General features: G+C 56.4%; 23 protein-coding genes and 1 pseudogene. 13 read left to right on the forward strand and 11 right to left on the reverse strand.

Translation table 11 applies throughout. The features are described 5' to 3' along the window. Window positions 1-59 precede the first annotated feature (59 nt). Entirely contained in the window at window positions 60-458 is a 399-nt protein-coding gene (locus HNR03_RS16565; protein WP_259154673.1) for a hypothetical protein, read from the reverse strand. Between the two features lie 468 nt (window positions 459-926). Between HNR03_RS16565 and HNR03_RS16570 the strand changes: the two genes are divergently transcribed. Then, window positions 927-1421, forward strand: a complete 495-nt coding sequence (locus tag HNR03_RS16570) for a cupin domain-containing protein (protein ID WP_259154674.1) — start codon at window positions 927-929, stop codon at window positions 1419-1421. Between the two features lie 22 nt (window positions 1422-1443). Here HNR03_RS16570 and HNR03_RS16575 read toward each other — a convergent pair whose 3' ends face one another. The 3 genes from HNR03_RS16575 to HNR03_RS16585 all read right to left on the reverse strand — a co-directional run bounded on the left by HNR03_RS16575 (window position 1444) and on the right by HNR03_RS16585 (window position 4596). Then, complete coding sequence (locus HNR03_RS16575) at window positions 1444-2535, reverse strand: alkene reductase (RefSeq protein WP_259154675.1); 1092 nt, start codon at window positions 2533-2535, stop codon at window positions 1444-1446. A gap of 21 nt (window positions 2536-2556) precedes the next feature. Continuing rightward, a complete protein-coding gene (locus HNR03_RS16580; RefSeq protein ID WP_259154676.1) occupies window positions 2557-3579 on the reverse strand; it encodes an LLM class oxidoreductase in 1023 nt (340 codons plus the stop codon). Window positions 3580-3684: 105 nt separating this feature from the next. Further along, window positions 3685-4596, reverse strand: a complete 912-nt coding sequence (locus tag HNR03_RS16585) for a LysR family transcriptional regulator (RefSeq protein ID WP_259154677.1) — start codon at window positions 4594-4596, stop codon at window positions 3685-3687. 88 nt (window positions 4597-4684) lie between these two features. On the opposite strand from HNR03_RS16585, the gene HNR03_RS16590 reads away from it, so the two are divergent. Then, on the forward strand, window positions 4685-5095 hold the full coding sequence (locus HNR03_RS16590) for a cupin domain-containing protein (protein ID WP_090185372.1): 411 nt from the start codon (window positions 4685-4687) through the stop codon (window positions 5093-5095). Between the two features lie 122 nt (window positions 5096-5217). Here the strand turns inward: HNR03_RS16590 and HNR03_RS16595 are convergent, their stop codons facing one another. Continuing rightward, window positions 5218-6159 (reverse strand): AEC family transporter, encoded by a 942-nt coding sequence (locus HNR03_RS16595; protein ID WP_222587313.1) that lies wholly within the window; start codon window positions 6157-6159, stop codon window positions 5218-5220. A gap of 104 nt (window positions 6160-6263) precedes the next feature. Beyond that, window positions 6264-7370, reverse strand: coding sequence for a mandelate racemase/muconate lactonizing enzyme family protein (locus tag HNR03_RS16600; protein ID WP_259154678.1), 1107 nt, complete (start codon window positions 7368-7370; stop codon window positions 6264-6266). A 262-nt stretch (window positions 7371-7632) separates the two neighbouring features. On the opposite strand from HNR03_RS16600, the gene HNR03_RS16605 reads away from it, so the two are divergent. Then, window positions 7633-8367 (forward strand): FadR/GntR family transcriptional regulator, encoded by a 735-nt coding sequence (locus tag HNR03_RS16605; RefSeq protein WP_259154679.1) that lies wholly within the window; start codon window positions 7633-7635, stop codon window positions 8365-8367. A 155-nt stretch (window positions 8368-8522) separates the two neighbouring features. Here the strand turns inward: HNR03_RS16605 and HNR03_RS16610 are convergent, their stop codons facing one another. Then, complete coding sequence (locus tag HNR03_RS16610) at window positions 8523-8927, reverse strand: hypothetical protein (RefSeq protein WP_259154680.1); 405 nt, start codon at window positions 8925-8927, stop codon at window positions 8523-8525. Window positions 8928-9156: 229 nt separating this feature from the next. On the opposite strand from HNR03_RS16610, the gene HNR03_RS16615 reads away from it, so the two are divergent. Continuing rightward, complete coding sequence (locus HNR03_RS16615) at window positions 9157-10365, forward strand: sodium:proton antiporter (protein ID WP_259154681.1); 1209 nt, start codon at window positions 9157-9159, stop codon at window positions 10363-10365. 63 nt (window positions 10366-10428) lie between these two features. On the opposite strand, the gene HNR03_RS16620 is transcribed toward HNR03_RS16615, so the two are convergent. Together HNR03_RS16620 and HNR03_RS16625 are read right to left on the reverse strand one after the other, a co-directional pair. Next, window positions 10429-11301: a DNA/RNA non-specific endonuclease gene (locus HNR03_RS16620; RefSeq protein ID WP_259154682.1), complete on the reverse strand. Its 873-nt coding sequence runs from the start codon at window positions 11299-11301 to the stop codon at window positions 10429-10431. Between the two features lie 292 nt (window positions 11302-11593). Beyond that, complete coding sequence (locus HNR03_RS16625) at window positions 11594-12493, reverse strand: LysR family transcriptional regulator (RefSeq protein WP_259154683.1); 900 nt, start codon at window positions 12491-12493, stop codon at window positions 11594-11596. 139 nt (window positions 12494-12632) lie between these two features. On the opposite strand from HNR03_RS16625, the gene HNR03_RS16630 reads away from it, so the two are divergent. From HNR03_RS16630 to HNR03_RS16650, 5 genes are all read left to right on the forward strand, one after another. Next, window positions 12633-13247, forward strand: a complete 615-nt coding sequence (locus HNR03_RS16630) for an FMN-dependent NADH-azoreductase (protein ID WP_222587319.1) — start codon at window positions 12633-12635, stop codon at window positions 13245-13247. Between the two features lie 126 nt (window positions 13248-13373). Then, window positions 13374-13871 (forward strand): GNAT family N-acetyltransferase, encoded by a 498-nt coding sequence (locus HNR03_RS16635; RefSeq protein ID WP_259154684.1) that lies wholly within the window; start codon window positions 13374-13376, stop codon window positions 13869-13871. Window positions 13872-13928: 57 nt separating this feature from the next. Then, window positions 13929-14744, forward strand: coding sequence for a diaminopimelate epimerase (gene dapF, locus HNR03_RS16640; protein ID WP_259154685.1), 816 nt, complete (start codon window positions 13929-13931; stop codon window positions 14742-14744). Between the two features lie 130 nt (window positions 14745-14874). Next, window positions 14875-15306: a hypothetical protein gene (locus tag HNR03_RS16645; protein WP_310504546.1), complete on the forward strand. Its 432-nt coding sequence runs from the start codon at window positions 14875-14877 to the stop codon at window positions 15304-15306. Window positions 15307-15489: 183 nt separating this feature from the next. Beyond that, window positions 15490-16035: an NMCC_0638 family (lipo)protein gene (locus HNR03_RS16650; protein ID WP_259154686.1), complete on the forward strand. Its 546-nt coding sequence runs from the start codon at window positions 15490-15492 to the stop codon at window positions 16033-16035. 49 nt (window positions 16036-16084) lie between these two features. Here the strand turns inward: HNR03_RS16650 and HNR03_RS16655 are convergent, their stop codons facing one another. Continuing rightward, the gene (locus HNR03_RS16655) at window positions 16085-17095 is read right to left on the reverse strand and encodes an aldo/keto reductase (protein ID WP_259154688.1); all 1011 of its coding nucleotides are present in this window, start codon (window positions 17093-17095) and stop codon (window positions 16085-16087) included. Window positions 17096-17187: 92 nt separating this feature from the next. Here HNR03_RS16655 and HNR03_RS16660 point away from each other — a divergent pair, with 92 nt between their 5' ends. The 3 genes and pseudogenes from HNR03_RS16660 to HNR03_RS16670 all read left to right on the forward strand — a co-directional run bounded on the left by HNR03_RS16660 (window position 17188) and on the right by HNR03_RS16670 (window position 19607). Continuing rightward, window positions 17188-18087: a LysR family transcriptional regulator gene (locus HNR03_RS16660; protein ID WP_259154689.1), complete on the forward strand. Its 900-nt coding sequence runs from the start codon at window positions 17188-17190 to the stop codon at window positions 18085-18087. Window positions 18088-18252: 165 nt separating this feature from the next. Then, window positions 18253-18558: pseudogene (locus tag HNR03_RS16665) on the forward strand (hypothetical protein); the annotation flags it as partial. A 65-nt stretch (window positions 18559-18623) separates the two neighbouring features. Further along, window positions 18624-19607: an LLM class oxidoreductase gene (locus HNR03_RS16670; RefSeq protein ID WP_259154690.1), complete on the forward strand. Its 984-nt coding sequence runs from the start codon at window positions 18624-18626 to the stop codon at window positions 19605-19607. Window positions 19608-19714: 107 nt separating this feature from the next. On the opposite strand, the gene HNR03_RS16675 is transcribed toward HNR03_RS16670, so the two are convergent. Beyond that, window positions 19715-20722 (reverse strand): zinc-binding alcohol dehydrogenase family protein, encoded by a 1008-nt coding sequence (locus HNR03_RS16675; RefSeq protein ID WP_259154691.1) that lies wholly within the window; start codon window positions 20720-20722, stop codon window positions 19715-19717. A 109-nt stretch (window positions 20723-20831) separates the two neighbouring features. Between HNR03_RS16675 and HNR03_RS16680 the strand changes: the two genes are divergently transcribed. Next, on the forward strand, window positions 20832-21722 hold the full coding sequence (locus HNR03_RS16680; protein WP_259154692.1) for a LysR family transcriptional regulator: 891 nt from the start codon (window positions 20832-20834) through the stop codon (window positions 21720-21722). The last annotated feature ends 95 nt before the right edge of the window (window positions 21723-21817 follow it).

A 21817-nucleotide genomic window follows, 5' to 3' on the forward strand; every position in this document is an offset into this window, starting at 1 on the left:
CCTCCACTGTCCGCAAACCCCGATAAAACTCATCAGTCAAATGACAACAGTCACAGCCTTTATTTGACTTTGAATTTGTTATTGGTTTTGTTATTCACGCTATCGACAAACCAGATTGCAACCCCATCAGTGAGTACTTTATTGCACTCCTTGCCATATTTCTGATAGGTCACACAGATAACATCCTCCATAATCACCCAATGACCCGCCTGCTCAGGATCGCTGGAAATCTGGATTACTGCAGTCCCATCAGGGTTTAATGTTTCAGTAAAGGGATAACCGGTAGACGTCACACTCGAATGCTTGCGACCTATCACCGTCGAGTTAATCTCGCTCCCACTTAATTGTTTCGCGTTTGCCGGCGCAGCGGCGTGGGCATCAGCCGCAGTTTGATGACCAGAAGAAGAGCAGCCCGTCATGTACAGCACGACTAGTGAATAAATAATTACCTTATTCATAACCTTCACCTTGGTCTACGGGTCCAATGCTTTGATGGTAGCCACTCAACAACCCGCAAATATATTTATTCACGATAAAGTTAATAGCGCAAAACCATCGAAGATGAATCATTCGTGAGACAAAGTTTAGGCGATAGGAATTAGAGGACAGGTTTATTCTTTTCCAGTTCGCTTGCTACAGTTATTGTGAGGTCGCCTCACCGTCAACCGATAGATCAAGAGTCCATCTGTCTTGTTCGAGCCAGCCGGTCGAACGCCGAATGACGGCGGTGTTTCAATGAGGGGCAGGACATCAGCTATTGATTACATTATGGATCAACTGAAATACGCATCGGCGGCGTTATCACAGCAATGCTCTACCGATAGATTACGCAGGATTTTTGTGTCTTCAGCGGCGACTCGCCTCACGTGTTTATAGAGAACCGGTGTCGATGCCGATTTACAGATGACGTAGCCAAGGTGCCTCTCATGATTCACAGCATTATGAAAACTGCCTGCCTGACCACCCTTCTTGTCGCGTGCGCAGCAATGCCGTTCGTTCAAGCGCAACCCTTGCCGCTCGGCAAACCCGGGGCCTTGCATAATGAGGATGTGGAGTGGCGCAGCTTTCCAGCGTTCCCGAAGGAAGTGAAGCTGGCGGTTGTGGTCGGCGACCCTGGTAAGCCAGGCCCTTACGTAGTGCGGGTCAAAGTGCCTGACGGCATTAAATTAATGCCCCATACCCATCCTGAAGACCGTATCTACACCGTCATGTCCGGTGTGTTTTATATAGGTTTCGGGTCTGTCTTCGATCCAGACAAGTTGGTCGCTTACGGTCCTGGCAGTGTTGTAGTGCTCCCGGCCAATACGCCGCATTTTCATTGGGCCAAGTCGGGGGAGTACATCTCTCAGGTGTATGGAACAGGTCCGTTGGGGCTTGAGTATATTGATAGTCATGACGACCCTCGTAATTCGTCAAAATGAAGAACCTGCGCGGCGGGGTCCACTATGCGCACTCTGCAACTGGCGACGAGTACGCGGGATAGTCGATGTAGCCGTGTGCTTCCCCACCGTAGTAAGCCTCCCTTCCCGCTTCGGCCAGTGGCCAGCCGTGGCGCAAGCGATTGACCAGGTCGGGATTGGCAATAAACGGCCGGCCAAACACCACCAGGTCGCTTAATCCTTCTTCGATGGCCTGCTGTGCTGTTTCACGGGTGAATCCGCCCGACACCATCAAGGTGCCGTCGTAAGCGGCACGGAAATCTTTTTGGAAACCCGGCGTGCCGAGATGGCTCGCATGCAAGTAGGCAATCTGGCGTTGCGACAGTGCTCCGGCCAGGGCAAGCCAAGTGGCCTCTTCGCCATCGAACGGGTGCAGATCCGCCAGATGGGCGAAAGGCGACACGCGCACACCTACCTTCGAACTGCCGATCTGCGCACTCACCGCGTCGACCGTCTCAAGCAGCAATCGCAGGCGATTGGCAATCGGTGCTCCACCGTAACGATCTTCACGCGTGTTGAAGCCGCCATTGATGAACTGTTCAAACAGATAGCCGTTGCCGGCGTGAATTTCGACGCCGTCAAAACCTGCCGACATGGCATTGGCCGAGGCAAGGCGAAACTCCGCAATGACCTGCCGAATACCCTCGGCATCCAAAGCCACGGGCGCACTCACAGGAACCTGGGCAGGCTTGCCGTCGCTGTCGTAAGCATGCACCAACGTTTGAGTGGCGAGCGTGGCCACGGGCGCGACAGGTGAGCGTCCCTCCAGCAAGGAAGAATGCGAGACGCGCCCCACATGCCAGAGCTGAAGGAACATGCGTCCCCCGGCTTGATGAACCGCATCAGTCACGCGCTTCCAGCCTTGAATTTGCGCTGCGCTGTGGATGCCCGGGGTGTACAGGTAGCCACGTCCCTGTGGAGAAACCTGAGCGCTTTCACTGATGATCAGGCCGGCTCCGGCGCGCTGGGCGTAGTAGGTCGCCATGTCTTCAGACGGCACGGTGCCCTCGACGCGAGCGCGGGTCATCGGTGCCATGACGATGCGATTCGGCAGCGGCTGACCCGCGAGGTCATAAGATTCGAAAAGTGATGACATGAGTGATTCCTCCGCGTGCTCTCAGGAATGTGACGGGAAGTACGGCAGCACGTACTCGCCGAGTTCGTCGAGGATTTCGCCATAGGGTTGACGGCTGACCTTGGGGTTGAGCGCGATATGCGAGACACCGGCAGATTGCGCTTGCTCCAGGTAATTGCGCAGGCCGTTTCGCCCCGCCCGGAAACCGCCCTGGATGCGCTGAAACGGCTGATCCGGGTTGTCGCTGAGGTCCAGATAACCACCCAGGCCCAACGGTTTGAAGGCATTGCGATTCTCTGCTTCCTGCACGGAGGCGCGCCAACTCTCGCCCAACGATGCCAACCGCTCTGGGCTTTGGACGCCGGCGAGATAGCCATCGAGGTGCTGTGCCAACCATTCGATGCTTTGTTGCGCCTGGCCAACAGCAATCGAGGGAACGCGGCCATACGGCGCTTTCGGCACCAGATCGAGGTTGCCCGGCGAGCCACCGAATCGCTCGGAACGGAAACGCGGGAAACTCTGTTCGATCAGGGTTCGAAACACCGAAAAGGCATCACGGTAGCGATCGCCACGGGATTCATAATCGATGCCCAGCATCGGGTAATCGCTGTATCGATCGCCCGAGGAAAGGCCCAACACCAGACGACCTTCACTGAGTTGATCGAGGGACGTCGCTTGCTTGGCCAGGTACATCGGATCACGGGTCGGCAGCACAATACCCGTGGTACCGAGGACGATGCTGCGGGTGGCGGCGGCCAGGTAGCCGATGTAGACCAGTGGCTCAAAGATCTGCGCCACATCGCCATACTCCGGGTCGTAGAAAGGTATGTCGCGCATCCATAACGCACCAACGCCAAGCGCTTCGGCGCGCTGCGCCATCTCCACGTGATCACGCATGGTCGGAGCTGGTCGGCCCGGGTGGGTTTCGAGGGGCAAAATCAGGCCAACCGTTAGCGCCTCCGGTTTGAACAAGCGTTGAAACCCGGGATGACGCTCAAGCGAAGGATGCGCGGTCGGTAAAGTGGCAGGTTGAGCGGGTGGCGAGAAATGTGTGGCGGTAGTCATGATGGCAGTCCCGTAAGTGACGATGACTGACATATTTATTGATTCCTCAGGCTGGATAAACAGCAGTTCGCGCCCTTTACACGGTCCTCTGAGTCCCCAATGGCGTTATCTTTCCCAAGGCACTCCCGTTTCCCACCGCTCAATCAACAGATCAATGAACTGGCGAACGCGGGGGGACAAGTGACGCTTGCTGGTATAGACGATTCGGATGGGGTCGGGAGGTGCGCGAAACGGTTTCAGCACTTCCACTAACGTGCCGTCGCGCAGGTCGTTACCGGTAATGTAGGTCGGCAGGTGAATCAGGCCGATGCCTGCCAGCGCCGCTTCTCGCGTGGCTTCGGAACTGTCGATGTTCAGTCGCCCAGGCTCTTCGTACAGATGAGGGCCGGCAGGTGTCTGGTAACGCCAGACGGTCGGCTGCTCGCCATTGAATAAAGCGATGGTGTCATGTTCGATAAGGTCAGCGGGTGTTTGCGGCACTCCGCGCTGGGCCAGATATGTTGGCGAGGCGCACGTCGCAAACTGCTGCCAAGCCACGGTACGGGTGAATAAATTTGAGTCATCTTTGGGCGCACCGATCCGTACGGCGATGTCGATGCCCTCTTCGATCAGATCAACAAAGCGATCGGTAAACCAGACGTCCGCCCGCAGTTCAGGCCACTGTTTCAGATAAGCACCCAGAATCGGCAGAATGTGACGCTGACCAAAAGACAGCGGCGCGGTGAGTTTGAAGGTCCCGGTTGGCCTTCCACGGCGCAAGGCCATGGTTGCGTCCACCTCATCCAGATCTTCGAGAATCTGCCGCCAGCGCTCATAAGCCACCTGTCCTTCATCAGTCAGGCTCAGTTTGCGCGTCGTGCGATTGAGCAGCCGTGCGCCCAGCCGGCTTTCCAGGCGAACTATACTTTTTCCCACTGCCGATCGGGTCAGGCCGAGTGAGGCCGCCGCTGCGGTGAAGCTTCCAGCCTTCACGGCGCAGACAAATGCAGCGATGTCACCAAATCGGTTAGCTTCCACGGGTAGCTTTACTCCAGAACATGCAGATAGTGTATGCGGAGCATAAAGCTCGCTGCGTTTCCTTTTCATTCATCAACAGGACTGGACCATGATCCTCAAGCGCGCAGGCTCGCAGCCATCGATAAAAGCCCCGGAAGCTTACTTCACGGGCACCGTCCGCATGGACCCGATCAACACCCCTCCTGAACCGGCCCGAGCGTCCATCGTCAGCGTTACCTTTGAACCCGGTGCTCGTAGCGCCTGGCACACCCATCCGCTGGGTCAGACGCTGATCGTCACTGCAGGCTGCGGCTGGACGCAGTGTGAAGGCGAACCGATCGTGGAAATTCGTGCCGGCGATGTGATCTGGTGCCCACCGGGTCATAAACACTGGCACGGCGCGAGCGCCACCACTGCCATGACCCATATTGGGGTCCAGGAAGCGTTGGATGGTGTGAGTGTTGTCTGGATGGAAAAGGTCACCGACGAGGAATATAACGTCGGCCCGACGGGCGAATGATTTGACCTGTTGAGTGAACCGGCCAGTTGAAACCGAATGGATTCAGGGGAAGCGCGGCGTGGTATTCGGCACACATGCCGCAATCCACGCCAGCCCATCCCTACGTTTTGCGGAAGCCGCCATCAAGCGGCGGCGAGGCCTCCATCAATAAAGTAGATCGCCGCAGAGAACGTCACGATCGACAGCACGGTGCTGACCAGAATGGAGGTCGCGGCTTCACTTTGATAGGCGCCGGTCTGGTTCGCAAACATCGCCGGGATCGTCGCCGATGGAAGCGCGCAAAGCAGGATCATTTGTTGTGCGTACAGGCCACGAGTGCCCAGCAGGACCGTCGCGCCGAACATCAGCACAGGGTGAATGAACAGCTTGAGCCCAAGGTTGCCCCAGACTTCACCGGACATTTTCAGTTTCTCTGACGACATGATCAGCCCCAGGCACAGCAGGGATACGCCGGGCGTGGCCTTGCCGAGAAGAGTGAGGGACTCGGCAGCAAGCGGCGGCAACTTGACCTGCAGCACGGAAAGCAGAATCCCCAATGCCGGCGCCCACATCAGTGGACGACGTACTGCCCCTGAAAGGCTGGACACGAACGCCTGGCCGCCACTGGCCTTTCCATCGGCGATGGTGAGCAACATGGTCGTCAGCGGAATCATCACCAGGCTCGCGACCAGGTTCAGCACCAGCACCGAGTAAATGCTGCCCGCGCCGAACATTGCGCCCAGGATCGGGATGCCCATGAAGGCAGCGTCCGGATAACCGTTCACGAAACCTTTGAGCGTCGCCACCTTGAGATTGCGAGAGCTGAACCAGCCGATCGCCAACGCCATCGTGTACATGCCCATGATGCCGATGAAAGTTGCTACGATGAACTTGAAGTCGAACAGCTGTTCACGGGGCGTGCTCGCCATACCGACGAATAGTAACGCCGGGAATATCCAGCCAAGCACCAGCCGACTGATCAGCAGGCTGTCCGAATGGGTAAGTCGTCCACGCTTGCCGGCGATGTAGCCCAGCGCGATCACAAAGGCGACGGGTAAAATCGGTCCTACGATCCTGTCTAACATGTCATCAATCCTCGTATTTGTTTTTATCAAGAATGTCGTCATGACTGATCGAGGCCGACACTTCGGCTTCGATCAACTCGGCAATGAACAAGCGGCTTTTGGGGTCAAGGTTTGAAGCGGTAGTCCCGAATCACGTCCGGGTCCGGCTCGATGCCGAGCCCCGGCCCTTGCGGGACGTCGATGCGGCCGTTACGCGGAATGATGGCGTCGCCATAGAGTTGCGCTTCGAGATCGAAGTAACGCCATTCGACCAGTGACTTGGCGCCGCCCAGGGCCGCACTTCCATGCACCGCCGCCAGCAGGCCGGGGCCGTCATAAAAGGCGTGGACCATCACGGTGACGCCATGGGCGTTGGCCAGCGCATAGACTTTTTGCAGTTCGGTGATGCCGCCCATCTTGGCGGGGCTCGGCTGCACGAAATCCACCGCACCGGCCTCAAGCAGGTGCTGGAAGTCCATGAGCGTCGAGGCATTCTCGCCGGCTGCCACCGGAATCCCGCCGTGCGCGCGCACCCTTGCCAGCCCTGAATAGTCTTCCGGTGGCCACACCGGTTCTTCGATCCAGCGCAGGTTCAATGGGCGAAGTTTCTCGGTCATGTCCAACGCTTCGCGCACCGTCCACGGAGCGTTGACGTCGAGGGTGATTTCCACGCCAGGACCGGCGGCCTCACACGCCGCGCGGATGACGTTGATATCCACCTCGTGCAGCTTGAGGTGACGGAAACCGCTGTTGACCGCGCGCTGCACATTGATGCGGATGAGTTCGGGATCGGCGTAACGGATCAGGCTTGCATACGCCGCAAGAGACGTCGCCTCACTGCCACCCAGCAGTTGGTAGATCGGTTTTTCGGCGGCTTTGCCGGCGATATCCCACAGCGCAATGTCTATCGCCGAGAGGCCATAGATAAACGCGCCGCTGCGACCGAAAACGTGAAATTTCTTCTGCAGATCGCCCTGTAACTTCTCCCGTCGAGTGACATCACTGCCGATCAGCTCAGGCGCAAGGATCGTGTCGATCACCACTTTGACAGCTGGGATCGCGGTGAAGCCGAAGGTTTCGCCCCAGCCAACGATACCGTCGTCGGTGGTGATCTTGACCACAAGAGAATCGACCATTTGCAGGTCTTTCGGCCCCCAGACCCCGCCGGCTGACGGGCCACCGGTGGTGAAGGGAATACGAAGCGGAATGGTTTCAATGCTGGCAATTTTCATAAGACTGCGCCTCAAGCGGGTTGCGAAGCTGGCACAGCGATTTTTTGAATTCGCCCGTGTCAGGTTGAGAACAACGTACATGACGTCCTGTTGTCCTTCAACTGAACAACTGAGTGATTTCGACGGACTTTGGTCTATATTTCTGTCAACTCATTGTTTTTATTGATTTTTATATTTTATGCGTTTAGCGAAATTCAGTTTTAACTGTCAGGAACAAGTCTTCTGATGTAGATTAAGAAGACAAGTGAGGGGATGAAAAAGAATGAGTGAAATGAATGTGCAACCCGTAGCGCGGCGACCTCATCTGGCCGAGCACATCGCCCGCTCGTTGAGCGACGAGATCGCTTCCGGGCGGCTGCGACCGGGTGACCGCTTGCCCACCGAACAGTTTCTCTCGCAGAACTTCGGCGTCAGCCGCAACGTGGTGCGTGAAGGCATCGCCACGCTGCGGGCGCAGGGGCTGATTCAGTCACGCCAGGGCGTAGGTGTCTTCGTCTCCGAGCCCCCGCAATCGTCGGAGCCTTTGGCACCGCGCGCGAGTGCGCCGATGCTGGACGGTGACAACACCATTCGAAACATGTTTGAAGTGCGGGCAGTCCTGGAAAGCCAGGCCGCCGCCCTCACCGCCTCGCACATGACTCCCGCCAAGCTGAAAGTCATTCAGGCAGCGGTCTTGCGTATGCAATACGAAGGCGAGCCGACCCTGGAAACCGTCAACGCCGATCTCGATTTTCACAGGGCCGTGGCGGCAGCGTCAGGCAATGATTATCTGGAGACGATGATTCGCACGGTGCTCGAGCCGATGCGCGCGCTGATCACGATGACCTTCGCGCGCCGAGGCCCGGTGTTCAGCAACATTCCGCATGCGGCTCGCGGAGAACATGAACAGCTCGTACAAGCGTTCATCGATCGCAATGCGACGGCGGCACGCCAGATCATGGGGGAACATATCGTCAACGCAGCCTCTCGATTCGGCTACGAGATCAACTTTTTCTAGCAGAGCGTGCGGCAGGGCTCTTGTCTCGTTGTTCTACAAGGCAGGCACGTTGTTCTTTTGGTGGTGCGAGCAGCGAGTGAGCGAACAGTTAGCCGACAAAATCGTCAACTGCTCGCCGCGGGCACAACCAGGCGCGTATCAATAGATCCATCCCGTTACTTCGTTGATGGACTGAGCCTCAAATGCGCGTTGATTTTCCCGTTTGTGGGATCGACCAACCAGTACTCATTGTTAGTCACCTTCACTTGGCTGCATTCCGTTGGATAACCTTTCGCTATAACGCAAACAACACCGTCGTTAAGCGTCCAGCGCTCTGTCTCGGGCTTGTTAGGCGCCATCTCGAACACATCTGCTCCATCAGGAAAGAAGGTGATCGAATACGGATGACTGCCTTCTCGGGTGGTTCCGTATAGTTTCTTGCCCATGAACGTACTGTGGATCTGTTGATCATTTAACGTTGCTGCAGATGCCGGCACTGGCGGTGGTTGATACGGGGGGCTGGTTGCGCATGCGGCCAAAGAGAAGAAAAAGATGAACGTGCCGAACTTAAATAAATTCATGCCACACCTTCCTTGTATTTGCCGAAACAATTTCCGGTGAATCAAGCATAGATAACCGTGGCGGATGGCCTGATCGAGGCGCCGAGCGGGCAAGGCTCATGAATGTAATCGTCAACTGCTCGCTACGGGCTCAACCAAGCCAGCTAACCTTATGCAATAGAAAGCCCAGTAACACGCTCAAACCAAAGTATCTGAACAACTTGCCCTGACCTGAAAAGGTGGGTCGTCCATGTATCAGAACTTAGCCTTGCTTGCCGCCTTCCTCCTGGCCTACAGCATATTTGCCGGGAAACTCGAGTCACGTCTGCTAAATGGTCCGCTGATGTTCATGCTGGTGGGACTGATTCTGGGTCCGGCGATGCTGGGTGTTCTGCAACCCCGGATTGACAAGGAAGGCCTCAAGGTCCTGGCTGAGCTGACCCTGGCGATCGTTCTGTTCAGCGATGCGGCTAACGCCGACCTCAAGGTGTTACGGGCCTACGAAGGATTGCCACTGCGCCTGTTATTGATCGGTCTTCCACTGACCATCCTGAGCGGTTGGCTGGCGGGTATCTGGTTGTTTCCGCAGGTTCCTCTCTTGGAACTGGCCATCCTGGCGACTCTCCTGGCGCCCACGGACGCTGCGCTGGGCAAGGCGGTTGTGAGCAACCCCAAGGTTCCAGCGCCGGTTCGCGAAGGGTTGAACGTGGAGAGTGGGCTCAACGACGGGATCTGTGTTCCGGTGCTGTTGATGTTCCTGGCACTGCTGGTGGAAGAGCAAACGCGGTCTCCTCTCTCGCTGGGACTGGAGCTGTTTATCGAAGAGTTGGGCATCGGAGCATTGGTGGGGATTGCCATGACTCTCATCGCCTGGCAATTGCAGCGTTACTCCGAAAAACACCACTGGCAAACACCCTTGTGGTCACAATTGACCCTGCCCGGGCTGGCGCTTTTATGCTTCGCCACAGCACAGACACTCGGTGGCAGCGGCTTTATCGCCTCCTTCGTCGGGGGGTTGCTCGCGAGCTATTTGTTTACCGAGCAAAAGCACCATCTGCTCGAGGCCGGCGAAGAAATCGCCAGCTTGTTATCGGTCATTACCTGGTTCGTGTTTGGCGCACTGGTGATTCCCTGGGCCTGGGGAATCGTCACCCTGAACATGTGGATTTACGCGGTGCTCAGCTTGACCGCAATCCGCATCCTGCCTGTGTTGATCAGCCTGGCGGGAACCCGCTTCGATGGTGAAACCCGTCTGTTCATCGGTTGGTTCGGACCGCGAGGACTGGCCAGCATCGTCTTCGCCGTGATGATCCTGGACTTCCCCCTGAACGCCAGCCGTACGCTGGTGGCGACCGCGGCCTGTACCGTTTTACTCAGCGTGCTGCTGCATGGTTTAAGTGCCAATCCATGGGTTGCACGACTGGCCAGGAAGACGAAAAAGGAGACGGATATAGTTTAAGAAAACTATAAACCCATCCCCTTTTTTCAAGCTTTCAGGGTCCAGTCCGTCAAGCAGAAAGCATCAACTGCGACCCACGGAACCTGTGACCGGTAAATTACCCAGCAACTTGAGCCCCGTACTTTTTACGAAAGCGTCGTAGTCCATCGGTCTCTCAATACGGGTTTCTGCGTTGGGTAATACGTAAGCCCAGGCACGCTTGGACGATGCGTCGTAAACCAGCTTGAACAAGCGGGTCGGCACCCAGACGTTGTTGTCGCCAATGGTGGAGTGACCCGAGTCAAAGAGCGGCCCGGTAAACACAAAAACATCGCCATCGGCTCGCTTGGCAAATTTCCTGACATCGGATTCGACCTTGCTCCAGATCTTCCGGTTGTTGGTGGGGTCTTGCGGCACCATGTTCGACAGCGCAAAAGACTGCGCCATCGCATGTGGACTCGGTGCATCGGCAGCCGGAGATTGATGACCACGGTCCACGGCCGGATGCTGACTACGGTAGTCGCTCAACTCTGCCCGTCCACCCTTGGGGATGCGTGGGTCGGCATAGAACTGGTTAGTGCGCTCCTCCCCTTTTGCATCCTGAAGCTGAGCGGCTGTAAGACGCTCTACCACCACCAACGGTGTCTTGCTGGTTTGCGAGTACAGCACTGCAAAGTTGTCGGAACACAAGGCCAGCGGGTTCATTGTTGCAGGCACGGTAGCCATGTTGATCGGCTTGGCTGCCGGGAACAGATCGGCACAGCCCTCGAACGATGCCTGTTTCTGTTTATTTGAATAGAGGTCCAACGCTGCGTTCTGGCTGATCGAGCCGGAGCGGGATACGTGTTCCTGAGACTGGCTTTGCGGCTTGAGGAAATCCAGGAGACTGCGGGCTTCCGCGCCGGTTGAGAGCAAAACAAGGGCCGACAGCCCAACTGCAATTTTGCGTAGGTGCATGCTTTAGATCTTCGAATGGGATTGAGGAGTAAACGTAGGGCGAGTGCCGATTCAGGGAGACGGCTGCGGATTATGTTGCGGTGAGCATGCTTTCACTGTCCTTGATCAAAATACCCGTGCGGAACCGGTCGGCTCCAAACAGTACGACCACTAACGATCGTGCGCGTTATGACCACCATTAATTCCTTTAGTGCTGAGCAGCGTTGGCATTCTACCTGTCAATTCACGTCGACAAAGTGATCGGTACAGAACAGGGATAACCAAACCGCTGACGTCAATCGTATTCGCATCCTCACATGCACAGACGACGAGTCAGATCATCCAGAAGCCATCGGCCTGCTTTCCCTAAAGAGCGATTTTGCATGTGCGCTGCGTAGATCGTAAGCGTGTCTGGTGTGCGCTGAAGTTCGGCGGTTAACTCAAGCGGCACGAGGCGTCCTGACGCCAGATGATCCGCAATCAGATGCTCCGGCATTCGGCACCAGCCGAACCCGGCAAGCAAAAAATCCAGCCGTCGTGCCAAATCTACAAACCGCCACTGGTGGCTGCCCGTCACTCCATAACTTGGGCCGTCGGGGGTAACCGGATCGGAAAGTACCAGTTGCACATAAGGCTCGAGGTCAGCGCTAGTTGCCCGACGGCCTAACATCGCCAACGGATGCCCGCTGGCGACCACAGGCCGCAAGTCGACACTGAGCAGCGGCAACGCGGTGACATCGTCGGGCACTGTCGGAATCAATGTGCAAAGCGCCAGCGCGGCATCGCCGTTGCGCAATCGGCGCTCTGCACCGCCCAAGCCTTCGGTAGAAAAACTCACGGCCAGATGCGGGAAAGCCTCACGGATAGCGCGCAGGCTTTCGATGAGCGGTGCGCTAGGGACCAACGGGTCTATGGCGATCGCCAACTCCGGCTCAACCCCAGCTGCCGTACTGGCGGCCATTGCTTCAAATTGGGCAGCGCTTGCCAGCACTGCGCGCGCTTGAACCACCAGCACTCTACCCACCTCGGTGAGCGTGGGACGATGGCCGCTGCGATCAAACAGCCTCACACCTTGAACTGACTCGAGGGTGGCAATCGACTGGCTAATTGCAGATTGAGCGCGCCGCAGGTGACGTCCCGTTGCCGAGAAACTGCCTGTTTCAGCAATGGTTACGAGGATTCGCAACTGATCCAGGCTGAGATTTCCGATCATGACCCATCACTTAAACAGATGGACTCAATCATATTTACATCACTCCTGCTTAGAGATCGCGTTGGGTAGAGTGTGTCCCACATCGCCCAGAGCGACAACGCAAAACATACCGCCGCGTCAGCGCGCAGGAGTTACTTTTATGTCCAGGCTTCTCACCATTGAAACCAGCCCACGTGGAGAGGCTTCAATCTCCCGCCAGCTCACTCGCCAATTTGTGGCCGCGTGGGAAGCTGCAAACCCTGATGGCGTCGTCCAGATACGGGATCTAACGGACACTCCACTTACGTTTGTGACGGCCCCTTGGTTACAGGCTTACTTCACGCCGCAAGCCCAACATTCGCCTGAAATGAAATCCGCGTTGCAGCTATCCAATGAGCTTGTGGCCGAATTACTGGAAACCGATCATGTGGTTATCTCAACGCCGGTCTACAACTACAATGTCCCTGCGGCACTCAAGGCGTGGGTGGATCACGTGGTACGTAAGGGCCTGACCTTGGGCTTTGATGGTAAAGGGTTGGTGACCGGTAAAAAGGCAACGGTGCTGATCGCCTCGGGCGGTGTATACACCATCGACTCGCCAATTAGAGACCGTGACATTGCGACCCAATATTTGAAACTGATCCTGAACGTCCTGGGTATCACGGATGTCACCTTTATCGCCGCAGGCGGCGCTAAAGCTGTAGATCTCGGAGAAATCGGCATGCACGATTTTCTAGACGCATTTGATCATCAAATTCAACAGTCGCTGGTGTAACCAGACACGTAGCGCATCCATCGCTGGTGCCGCCTTTTTCTGACGCAGTGTGGCGTTCTGGTACATTCGACTTTTATAGGCGGAAACTCTGCGAACCATCCACATAAACAAGGAGAGTTACAACTCATGGACGAAGCCATTACTTACAGAACCGCAACGGTAGAAGACGCATTGAGCATGTGCGAGCTGGGGCAATTGCTTAACGCCGTGCACCACGCCGCCCGCCCTGATATTTACGCGGCAGCCACCGAAGACTTCTCTCGCGACCTTGCTCACTGGTCAGGTCTTTTCGAGAAACCGGGCCAGGTTGTATTCATTGCGAATGTCGGTCATCAGGCCGCAGCCTTCATTACTGCGAGCCTGTCGGCAAGCTCCGGTCCGCTGATGCAACCGCTGAATGTTGTTCGCATCGGATCAGTTTGTGTTGCCGAGCAATTTTGGGGAAAGGGTATTGGACGAAACCTGATTCAACTCGTTAAAGACTGGGCAATCGAAAATGACGCTCAGGACTTGAGATTGTCTGTATGGCCGTTCAATGCACGTGCAGCTCGCATGTACACAGAGTTCGGGTTTGAGACGCGTGCGTTCGAGATGGGAATGAAGGTGGGTAAAGCGCTTGAGTGAACGGCCGGTTTCGCTTTAAAACACTCTTTCATCTCATATCTCGTCCCAGGTCCATTTATGCCATTGAGCTTTTATAAAATGCACGCCAACGGCGATGATTTCGTTATCGTGGATTCGAGAAAATCACCCAATCCAGTCACCAGCCAATTGGCTCGGCGAATGGGAGATCGGAACCGGGGAGTCGGCTTCAATCAGCTTGCTGTCGTGCTCGACTGTGATGATGCAGATGCGCGTTTGATTTTTTGGAATGCCGATGGCTCGACGCTGCAAGTATGTGGCAGCGCCACGCGAGGGGCGGCGGATATGTTGATGCGCGAAGCCAACAGGATGTCGGTTGCTCTTCGCACCGACCGTGGTCTGCTGAACTGCGAACGAACTTCAACCGGCGCAATTTCCGTCAACATGGGGCAGCCGCTTTTTGACTGGACAGATATTCCTCTGGCGCTGGAAATGGATACTTCAGTGCTGCCACTTGCCGGCAGCCCAATAGCCTGCAGCATGGGAAATCCGCACTGCACCTATTTTGTCGATGATCTGACCGACGTTGAGATAGCAACGATTGGACCGGCCATTGAAACCAACACCTTGTTTCCCCGCAGGACCAACGTGCATTTCGTCCAGATCATTGACCGACAGCACATCCGGTTGCGTATCTGGGAGCGAGGCGGTGGCATTCCGCTAGGCTCGGGCTCCTGCTCTTGCGGCGCCGCGGTTAACGGGATTCGTCGTGGGTTGTTGGACAACTGCGTTGAAGTCGAATGCGACGGCGGAACTGTCACGGTGCAATGGGATGGCGTCGGCCCCGTCTTTCTCACTGGGCCTGTAAAGACGATTTTTTCAGGAGTCATCACGGACTCACTATTGAAGGCTTGATTTCAGCCAGGACGCGATTGGCCTGACGCCGCCCCTCATGGTAGTACTTGGCGATGTTTTTTTGCGAATGGCTTCAGGAAGCAAAGCAGTATGACGCTCTGATACATTTGCCTTTTTTTCAGGAGGAAAAATGATGCGAAGGATTATCGCAACCGGCGCACTTCTGCTCGCCTTGGGCGGGTGCGCAACATCACCTATGCAAGTTTCGGAAGCGCGGCCAGTGCCGGCCAGCGAGATGTACGCGATCAAAATCGAAGATGCGGAAGATGCGGGACGACTGACCATTTTCCGTGATGACGGGTTTGTCGGCGCGGGATGTGATGCGGTGTTCTACATTGATGGTCAGCGCGCCGCGAAGATAGCTCCCGGTCAAAAGGCATCGTTCGTTTTGCCTCCCGGTGAAGTGAATCTCGGTACCGGGCTCGCCGAGTCTGGACTGTGCGCAGGTGTCGCCATCAAAACTATCGCAGCCAACATCAAGCCAAGGAAGGAAGTGATCTACCAAATCAACTGGGATACGCAAGGTTTCTCCTTGGGTCCCTATGTTCAAGATGGGCGTTGAGCGCAGAGCGTTTCGGCCAGTTTCGCAGGCCACGCACAATGAAGTGGCTAGGCTAAAAAGCCGCCCTCGGAAAAAGCTAAACCACGAAACACCCGCGCACGGTTTATGGCAGTAAATGATCAGGTTGGAAACTCTTTGAAATCCTGCTTAGCTTGATCGTGATATCTCCAGGGAGGGGTTTGCATGTCCAGATTTTTCGTCACCTTACTTATGATCACTCTAAGTACGAATGCTTGTCTCGCGAGCGAAGGTGATGACCAAGCCAACTCGTTCGCCAAAATTTACGCATCGCTTTGCATGAAGAACCTTCCAAATCTGGAAGCACTCCGAGAAAAGCTGAGGCCAATCCCGAGCCTTCCTCCCGAAAAGGCAGCGCTGTTTCTGGCAGGTAATCCTGGAGAGGCTTGGTCCGTTCCAGACAAGTACGGAACGTTTGTGTTGGCGCTTCCTACCGCCAAGAATTTTTGCGCGGTGCATGTCCGCAGGGCAAGTACTGAGACAGCTATAAAGCTGTTCACTGAAATGGTCGCAAATCCACCCTCTCCGTTTACCTCAACACTGGTAAAAAACCAGCAAAGGCAAACACCCGCAAGTGGGCAAACTCAAACGCTTTCCTACGAATGGTCTACACCAAGCACGACGCGAAAAATAATGTTTACCCTCACAACCGCCGCATCGAAATCCGCGCAACTTCAAGTGCTTGGTTCGGCAGAAATCATCAGCCAATAGAATCGCAAGGGTCCGGCGAACACCTTCAGAATTCAAACCTCTTTGCCGATCAAGCCACACTGCTGGGCACATTCGTCCCCACGCCCTGCGGCAAGTATGGGCGTATTTCTTCCAACTCATTATCGCTAAGCCGGATCCTGGTGGCATCAATCAATCCATCCACTTGGTCGGGACGCCGAGCACCCACGATCGCACCAGTCACTACCGGTGCACGCAGCACCCAAGCGATGGCTACTGCCGCCGCACTTACACCATGTCGTGCGCCGATATTCGCCATGACTTCCACCAAAGCGAGATTCCTGCTTAGGCGTGGTTCTTGGAAATCGGCACTGCGCGATTTACGCCAGTCGTCTTCGGGTAATTTCGCGATACGCTCGCGGGTCATGCTTCCCGTGAGCAGCCCCGATTGTAAGGTGGAATAGGCGATTACACCGATCTTCGACTCCGCGCAATACGGCAGAATCTGCTCCTCAATTTCGCGCATCAATGCTGAATACGGCGGCTGCAAGGAAGCGACATCGGTTACCGCTTGGGCTCGCTCGAGTTGCGCAACATCAAAATTCGATACCCCGATTGCCCGGATTTTGCCTTGTGCCTTTGCCTTAGCCAGGATTGCCATAGCATCCTCGATACCCTCGCTGTTCCCATCGGCCGGGAAAGCCGGCCAATGAATCTGGTAGAGGTCGATTACGTCAACCTGCAGACGGAAAAGACTTTCCTCGATTTCCATCATCAGTGATTGAGGTGCGAGCGAATGAGAAATTTCTCGGGTCGCGCGATCCCATACCAAGCTGCCCTTAGTGAACACAAGTGGGCGGCGCGAAGCCGGTACCTGTCTTAGCAACTTCCCTGTCACCGTTTCGGCATGACCCAGCCCGTACACCGCCGCCGTGTCTATCCAGTTCACGCCCCGCTCCACCGCGTACTCCAGCGCCGCTAGACTATCGCCATCATCTTGCGCGCCCCAACTGTACTCCCATCCCTGCCCGGCAATGGCCCAGGTGCCCATTCCAATGAGCGAAATAAGCAAGTCGGATGTACCCAAACGATTTTTCTGCATGAAAACCTCACGTCAATTGATGCGCAAAGTATCGGCGCAGTCGTTACTGACGATAAGATGGGTAATCGTATTTGAACTACTGAATCAGACTCATGAAAAGCCATTGCGACCTATCCGAGCTGGACGCTTTTTCCGCTGTCGCGCGCCACTGTAGTTTTCGTAAAGCAGCTGACGAGCGAGGGGTATCAGCCTCGGCCCTAAGCCATGCTATGCGCGCGTTGGAGGAACGATTAGGCGTACGCCTGCTCAACCGCACCACTCGCAGCGTGACGCCGACCGAAGCCGGCCATCAACTGCTCGCCACGTTGCTTCCAGCCTTGGCGGACGTCGCTGACGCCTTGCACAAACTGACCTCCAGACAGCAAATACCCACTGGCACACTGCGATTGAACGTATCGCGACCTGCCGCACGCCTCGTCGTTGCGCCATTACTCGCGCCATTTATGACCGCCTACCCGCGCATCAACGTGGAACTGGCGGCTGACGACGGGCTGAGCGATATCGTTGCTAAAGGGTTCGACGCCGGCGTGCGCTTCGGCGAAAGTCTGGCTGGAGACATGATCGCCGTCCCGATTGGCTCGCCTCAGGCATTTGTCACCGTCGCGGCCCCCTGCTACCTCAAGAGACACGGTGTACCGAAGACGCCTCATGAGTTGCTTGAACACGTCTGCATCGGCAGGCGCTTTCCCAGCGGCAAACTGTACAAATGGGAGTATCTGGCAGAGGGGCAGCCCTTGCGCCTGGCAGTGCCAGGGCCATTAATACTGGAAGATGACGCGTTGATGATCCAGGCCGCGAAGGATGGCATAGGGATAGCGTATGTGTATGAGGAAATGGCGCGGGCAGACATTGCGCAGGGGCAGTTAGAGGAATTACTGGTCGACTGGAAAGCCCTATCCAGTAGTTTTTTCATCTACTACCCCAGTCGGCGACACGTGCCGCCGACGTTGCAGGCACTGATCGCGTTCGTACGCGAACGGAAGTCCCAATAGTAGTGGTAAAGATCTACATGCCGAGAACGGCCGGGATGCGTCGGCTTAAAAAAATACGCGGACACCATCGGACTTAATGTTGCAGTTCAGAAGGTGGGTTCCCGGAACGCTTCCACAGAATCAACCTCTTGCGTTCAATGGGTTTCACAGCGATACCCAGGCAGTCTCGAACTGCACTGTGCGAACGGCTACCTCGTGAACCCGTTCTTTTGCACCCACCCCCATCGTAGCGACGACGGACATGGCGGTTCACCGCAAACCGCCTATGCTTCTTGCATGAATCCCCACGCCCTTGCTGAGGCACTAGTATCGGGCTGGAGCGATCTGATTGCCTTTGACCACCCGTTCATTGCCAATCCGGACCTGCACGCGCGTATCGCCAACCACTGACCCCTCAATCCGGTCGACCCGACCAGCATGTACGGCGCAACGGGTAAAGGCTACACGGACTTCCCTACCTATCGTCCCTAAGCGACCGATGCGGCGCCTCTGGAAATGGGCGCTCGGTTCACGTTCTTCCATCGAGGAAGATGAGTATGTATCGGCCAAGCACGGTTCCTTATCAGGAGCATCGAGGGTTCAAGCGAACCTTCACTCAGGGTCATTTGAGCCTGGGATTGTTCTTTCCTCTGGAGGCCTTCGATAGGGACACTCCAAGCATGCTCAACCAGGTCGCATTGGCCAAACGAGCAGAGGAGCTGGGCTTCTCCGCGCTCTGGTTTCGCGACGTGCCTCTTCGCGACCCTAATTTCGGCGATGTCGGCCAAGTTTTCGATCCCTGGGTTTACCTGGGCTATATGGCCGCTCATACATCAGAGATAGCGCTCGGCACCGCATCCATTGCCATCCCTTTACACCATCCTCTGCACACGGCCAAGGCATCAGCCAGCGTCGATCAGTTGAGCGCAGGTCGCTTGATTCTGGGGGTAGCTTCCGGCGATCGCCCAGTGGAGTTTTCAGCCTTTGACGTCGATCCCGAAAGGCGCGGAGAAATCTTTCGAGAGCACTACGAGGTGATTCGTCGAGCCTACAGCACCAGCTTCGAACCCATCCGCTGGAGCGGTGGTGAGCTGCTGGGCGCAGACCTCATTCCGAAACCTACAACCCAAGTGATTCCAATGCTCGTCACCGGCCATAGCCGCCAGTCACTGGACTGGATCGCGCGCGAAAGCGTCGGTTGGATCAACTATCCACGCGCGCCGAAAATGCAGCGATTGATCGTGGAAGATTGGCGGATGGAGGTTATGAAGCAATGTGGTTCCGTCTATAAGCCCTTCGCTCAGTCGCTTTACATCGACCTCAGTGAGAACCCGTCCATGCCGCCCACTCACATTCATTTGGGGTTCAGCCTGGGACGTGACCATCTCCGGGCTTTGCTGGAGACGCTTCAGGAAATCGGGGTGGACCACGTCATCCTGAATCTCAAGTACGGAAAGCGCCCTGCCGAGCAAGTCATTGAGGAGCTGGGCACTCACCTCGTTCCGCAATTCGGAGTAAAGGCGCGTCCTGGAGCGAAATGATACGCCGACCGCATCCGCACCCGCTCCCGGCCGAGGGCGCGGTTCAGCAGGTTGAATGAGCAGGCCGATTCAACGGACCCGCAAGCGAGCCCGCCTGATGAGTGAAATCAGAAACCTTCGAGAACGATCTTGCCCCGAGCCTTGCCGCTCTCGACCAGCGCATGGGCACGACGCATGTTTGCCGCATTGATCGCACCAAAGTGCTCGCCCACGGTGGTTCGCAGAACACCTTGGTCAATCAGAGCGCTGACCCGATTGAGCAGGTGATGCTGGTTGATCATGTCCGCGGTTTCGTACAGCGAGCGGGTGAACATCAGCTCCCAATGCAACGACAGCGACTTGCGCTTGAGCGGCATCACGTCGAGGCTTTCGGGATCGTCAATCACACCCAGGCGCCCTTGTGGCTTGAGCACGTCGATCAGTTGTGCAAAGTGCTGTTCGGTGTGGGTCAGGCTGGCAACATAGTCGATCTGCGGCACGCCGAGCGCTTGCAACTGTGCCAACATTGGCTGGCTGTGATCGATCACATGATGCGCGCCCAACTGCCGCACCCAATCAGCGGTTTCCTGGCGTGAAGCGGTACCGATGATGGTCAGGCGGGTCAACTGTCGGGCCAGTTGCACCAGCATCGAACCGACGCCGCCAGCCGCTCCAGTGATCAACAGGCACTTGCCCTCCCCTGAACCCTCGACGACACCGAGCCGGTCAAACAGCAATTCCCAGGCAGTGATCGAGGTCAACGGCAACGCTGCCGCATCGGCTGCACTCAATGAACGAGGCTTGTGCCCGACGATCCGCTCATCGACCAAATGGAATTCGCTGTAGCTGCCGGTGCGGGCAATCGAGCCGGCATAGAACACTTCATCGCCCGGCTGAAACAGAGTCACTTCAGAGCCGACCTCGCGGACAATGCCTGTGGCATCCCAGCCGAGGATTTTCGGTTCTTTTGTGAAAGTTCCGGCGCGCACCTTGGTATCCACCGGATTGACTGATACCGCGTGAACTTCCACCAGCAGATCCCGTGGGCCAGGCGTGGGCACCGGGAGACTGATGTCAATCAATGCTTGTGGATCGTCGATGGGTAAGGCGTGTTCGGTAAAGGTGATGGCTTTCATGGACACTCGCTGTCGAAGGGTTGGTGCATTCACTTGCGGCCATCTTCGACTTCCCATGCACAAAGAAAAACAAGCAGAATGCGCCAACACTTTCACTGCAGGAGTGAAAATGATCCGCATCGATGATCTTGGTTTATTCATCCGCAGCGCCGCGCTGGGCAGTTTCACCGCAGCGGCGCTTGAGACTGATCTACTGCCTGGTCAGGTCGCCGCCGCAATCAAACGTCTGGAACGCGAGCTGGACGTGCGTCTGTTCGCCCGTACCACTCGCAGCCTGCGATTAACTGCCGAGGGCGAGCAATATCTGCCCACTGCCCACTCGGTGCTAGAGACCCTGAAACAAGGCAAGGAAAACCTGCGTGGCGAGAACGCCACGCTGCGGGGCGTGCTGCAAGTGACAGCGCCGTCCGATCTGGGGCGCAACATACTGCTGCCGTGGCTGACGCTGTTCCGCCGTCAGCATCCGGAATTGACGTTGCGCTTTTTCCTGTCGGACCAGATGGCCAATCTGTTTCGCGACCCGGTGGACGTGGCGATTCGATACGGCCCGAATGAAGACGCCAACTACGTGGCACTGCCGCTTGCACCGTGGAACCAGCGGGTGCTGGTGGCCTCGCCGGAGTATGTGCAACGCTGCGGTTCTCCCCAAACGCCGGATGACCTGAGCAAGCATCCCTGCCTGCTCTATCTGCAAAATGGCCGGGTTTACGACAAGTGGAACCTGGGCGGGCAAACCGTGCAGGTTTCGGGGCCGTTGTTCAGCGATGACGCCGATGTCGTGCGGCGCTGGGCATTGGAGGGTGAAGGTATCGCCAACAAATCCTGGCTGGATGTCAGTGCAGATATCGCCGCAGAGCGTCTGCTTGTGCTGCTGCCGGATTATCCTGGCGAAGCTTTACCGTTGAGTCTGGTGTGCCCGCATCGCAAGCAGATCAGCCCTGCGGTTTCTCAGCTTTATACGTGGTTGAGTGGCCAGTTTTCTACTCTGGAGCGCAGTTGAAGCGTGAAAACCGCACGCCGCTCCAATGATACTCACTGAACATCCCGCGCAAGGCGGCCTCAAAGGTTTCCCGCACGATGTAGTCGGCTTCGTGC

Source organism: Pseudomonas sp. JAI111 (genome assembly GCF_024809425.1).
GTDB lineage: Bacteria > Pseudomonadota > Gammaproteobacteria > Pseudomonadales > Pseudomonadaceae > Aquipseudomonas.

Coding starts and splice junctions, on each gene's coding strand:
- HNR03_RS16565 (WP_259154673.1), bottom strand. CDS start 458: ATGAATAAGGTAATTATTTATTCACTAGTCGTGCTGTACATGACGGGC.
- HNR03_RS16570 (WP_259154674.1), top strand. CDS start 927: ATGATTCACAGCATTATGAAAACTGCCTGCCTGACCACCCTTCTTGTC.
- HNR03_RS16575 (WP_259154675.1), bottom strand. CDS start 2,535: ATGTCATCACTTTTCGAATCTTATGACCTCGCGGGTCAGCCGCTGCCG.
- HNR03_RS16580 (WP_259154676.1), bottom strand. CDS start 3,579: ATGACTACCGCCACACATTTCTCGCCACCCGCTCAACCTGCCACTTTA.
- HNR03_RS16590 (WP_090185372.1), top strand. CDS start 4,685: ATGATCCTCAAGCGCGCAGGCTCGCAGCCATCGATAAAAGCCCCGGAA.
- HNR03_RS16595 (WP_222587313.1), bottom strand. CDS start 6,159: ATGTTAGACAGGATCGTAGGACCGATTTTACCCGTCGCCTTTGTGATC.
- HNR03_RS16600 (WP_259154678.1), bottom strand. CDS start 7,370: ATGAAAATTGCCAGCATTGAAACCATTCCGCTTCGTATTCCCTTCACC.
- HNR03_RS16605 (WP_259154679.1), top strand. CDS start 7,633: ATGAGTGAAATGAATGTGCAACCCGTAGCGCGGCGACCTCATCTGGCC.
- HNR03_RS16610 (WP_259154680.1), bottom strand. CDS start 8,927: ATGAATTTATTTAAGTTCGGCACGTTCATCTTTTTCTTCTCTTTGGCC.
- HNR03_RS16615 (WP_259154681.1), top strand. CDS start 9,157: ATGTATCAGAACTTAGCCTTGCTTGCCGCCTTCCTCCTGGCCTACAGC.
- HNR03_RS16620 (WP_259154682.1), bottom strand. CDS start 11,301: ATGCACCTACGCAAAATTGCAGTTGGGCTGTCGGCCCTTGTTTTGCTC.
- HNR03_RS16625 (WP_259154683.1), bottom strand. CDS start 12,493: ATGATCGGAAATCTCAGCCTGGATCAGTTGCGAATCCTCGTAACCATT.
- HNR03_RS16630 (WP_222587319.1), top strand. CDS start 12,633: ATGTCCAGGCTTCTCACCATTGAAACCAGCCCACGTGGAGAGGCTTCA.
- HNR03_RS16635 (WP_259154684.1), top strand. CDS start 13,374: ATGGACGAAGCCATTACTTACAGAACCGCAACGGTAGAAGACGCATTG.
- dapF (WP_259154685.1), top strand. CDS start 13,929: ATGCCATTGAGCTTTTATAAAATGCACGCCAACGGCGATGATTTCGTT.
- HNR03_RS16645 (WP_310504546.1), top strand. CDS start 14,875: ATGATGCGAAGGATTATCGCAACCGGCGCACTTCTGCTCGCCTTGGGC.
- HNR03_RS16650 (WP_259154686.1), top strand. CDS start 15,490: ATGTCCAGATTTTTCGTCACCTTACTTATGATCACTCTAAGTACGAAT.
- HNR03_RS16655 (WP_259154688.1), bottom strand. CDS start 17,095: ATGCAGAAAAATCGTTTGGGTACATCCGACTTGCTTATTTCGCTCATT.
- HNR03_RS16660 (WP_259154689.1), top strand. CDS start 17,188: ATGAAAAGCCATTGCGACCTATCCGAGCTGGACGCTTTTTCCGCTGTC.
- HNR03_RS16670 (WP_259154690.1), top strand. CDS start 18,624: ATGTATCGGCCAAGCACGGTTCCTTATCAGGAGCATCGAGGGTTCAAG.
- HNR03_RS16675 (WP_259154691.1), bottom strand. CDS start 20,722: ATGAAAGCCATCACCTTTACCGAACACGCCTTACCCATCGACGATCCA.
- HNR03_RS16680 (WP_259154692.1), top strand. CDS start 20,832: ATGATCCGCATCGATGATCTTGGTTTATTCATCCGCAGCGCCGCGCTG.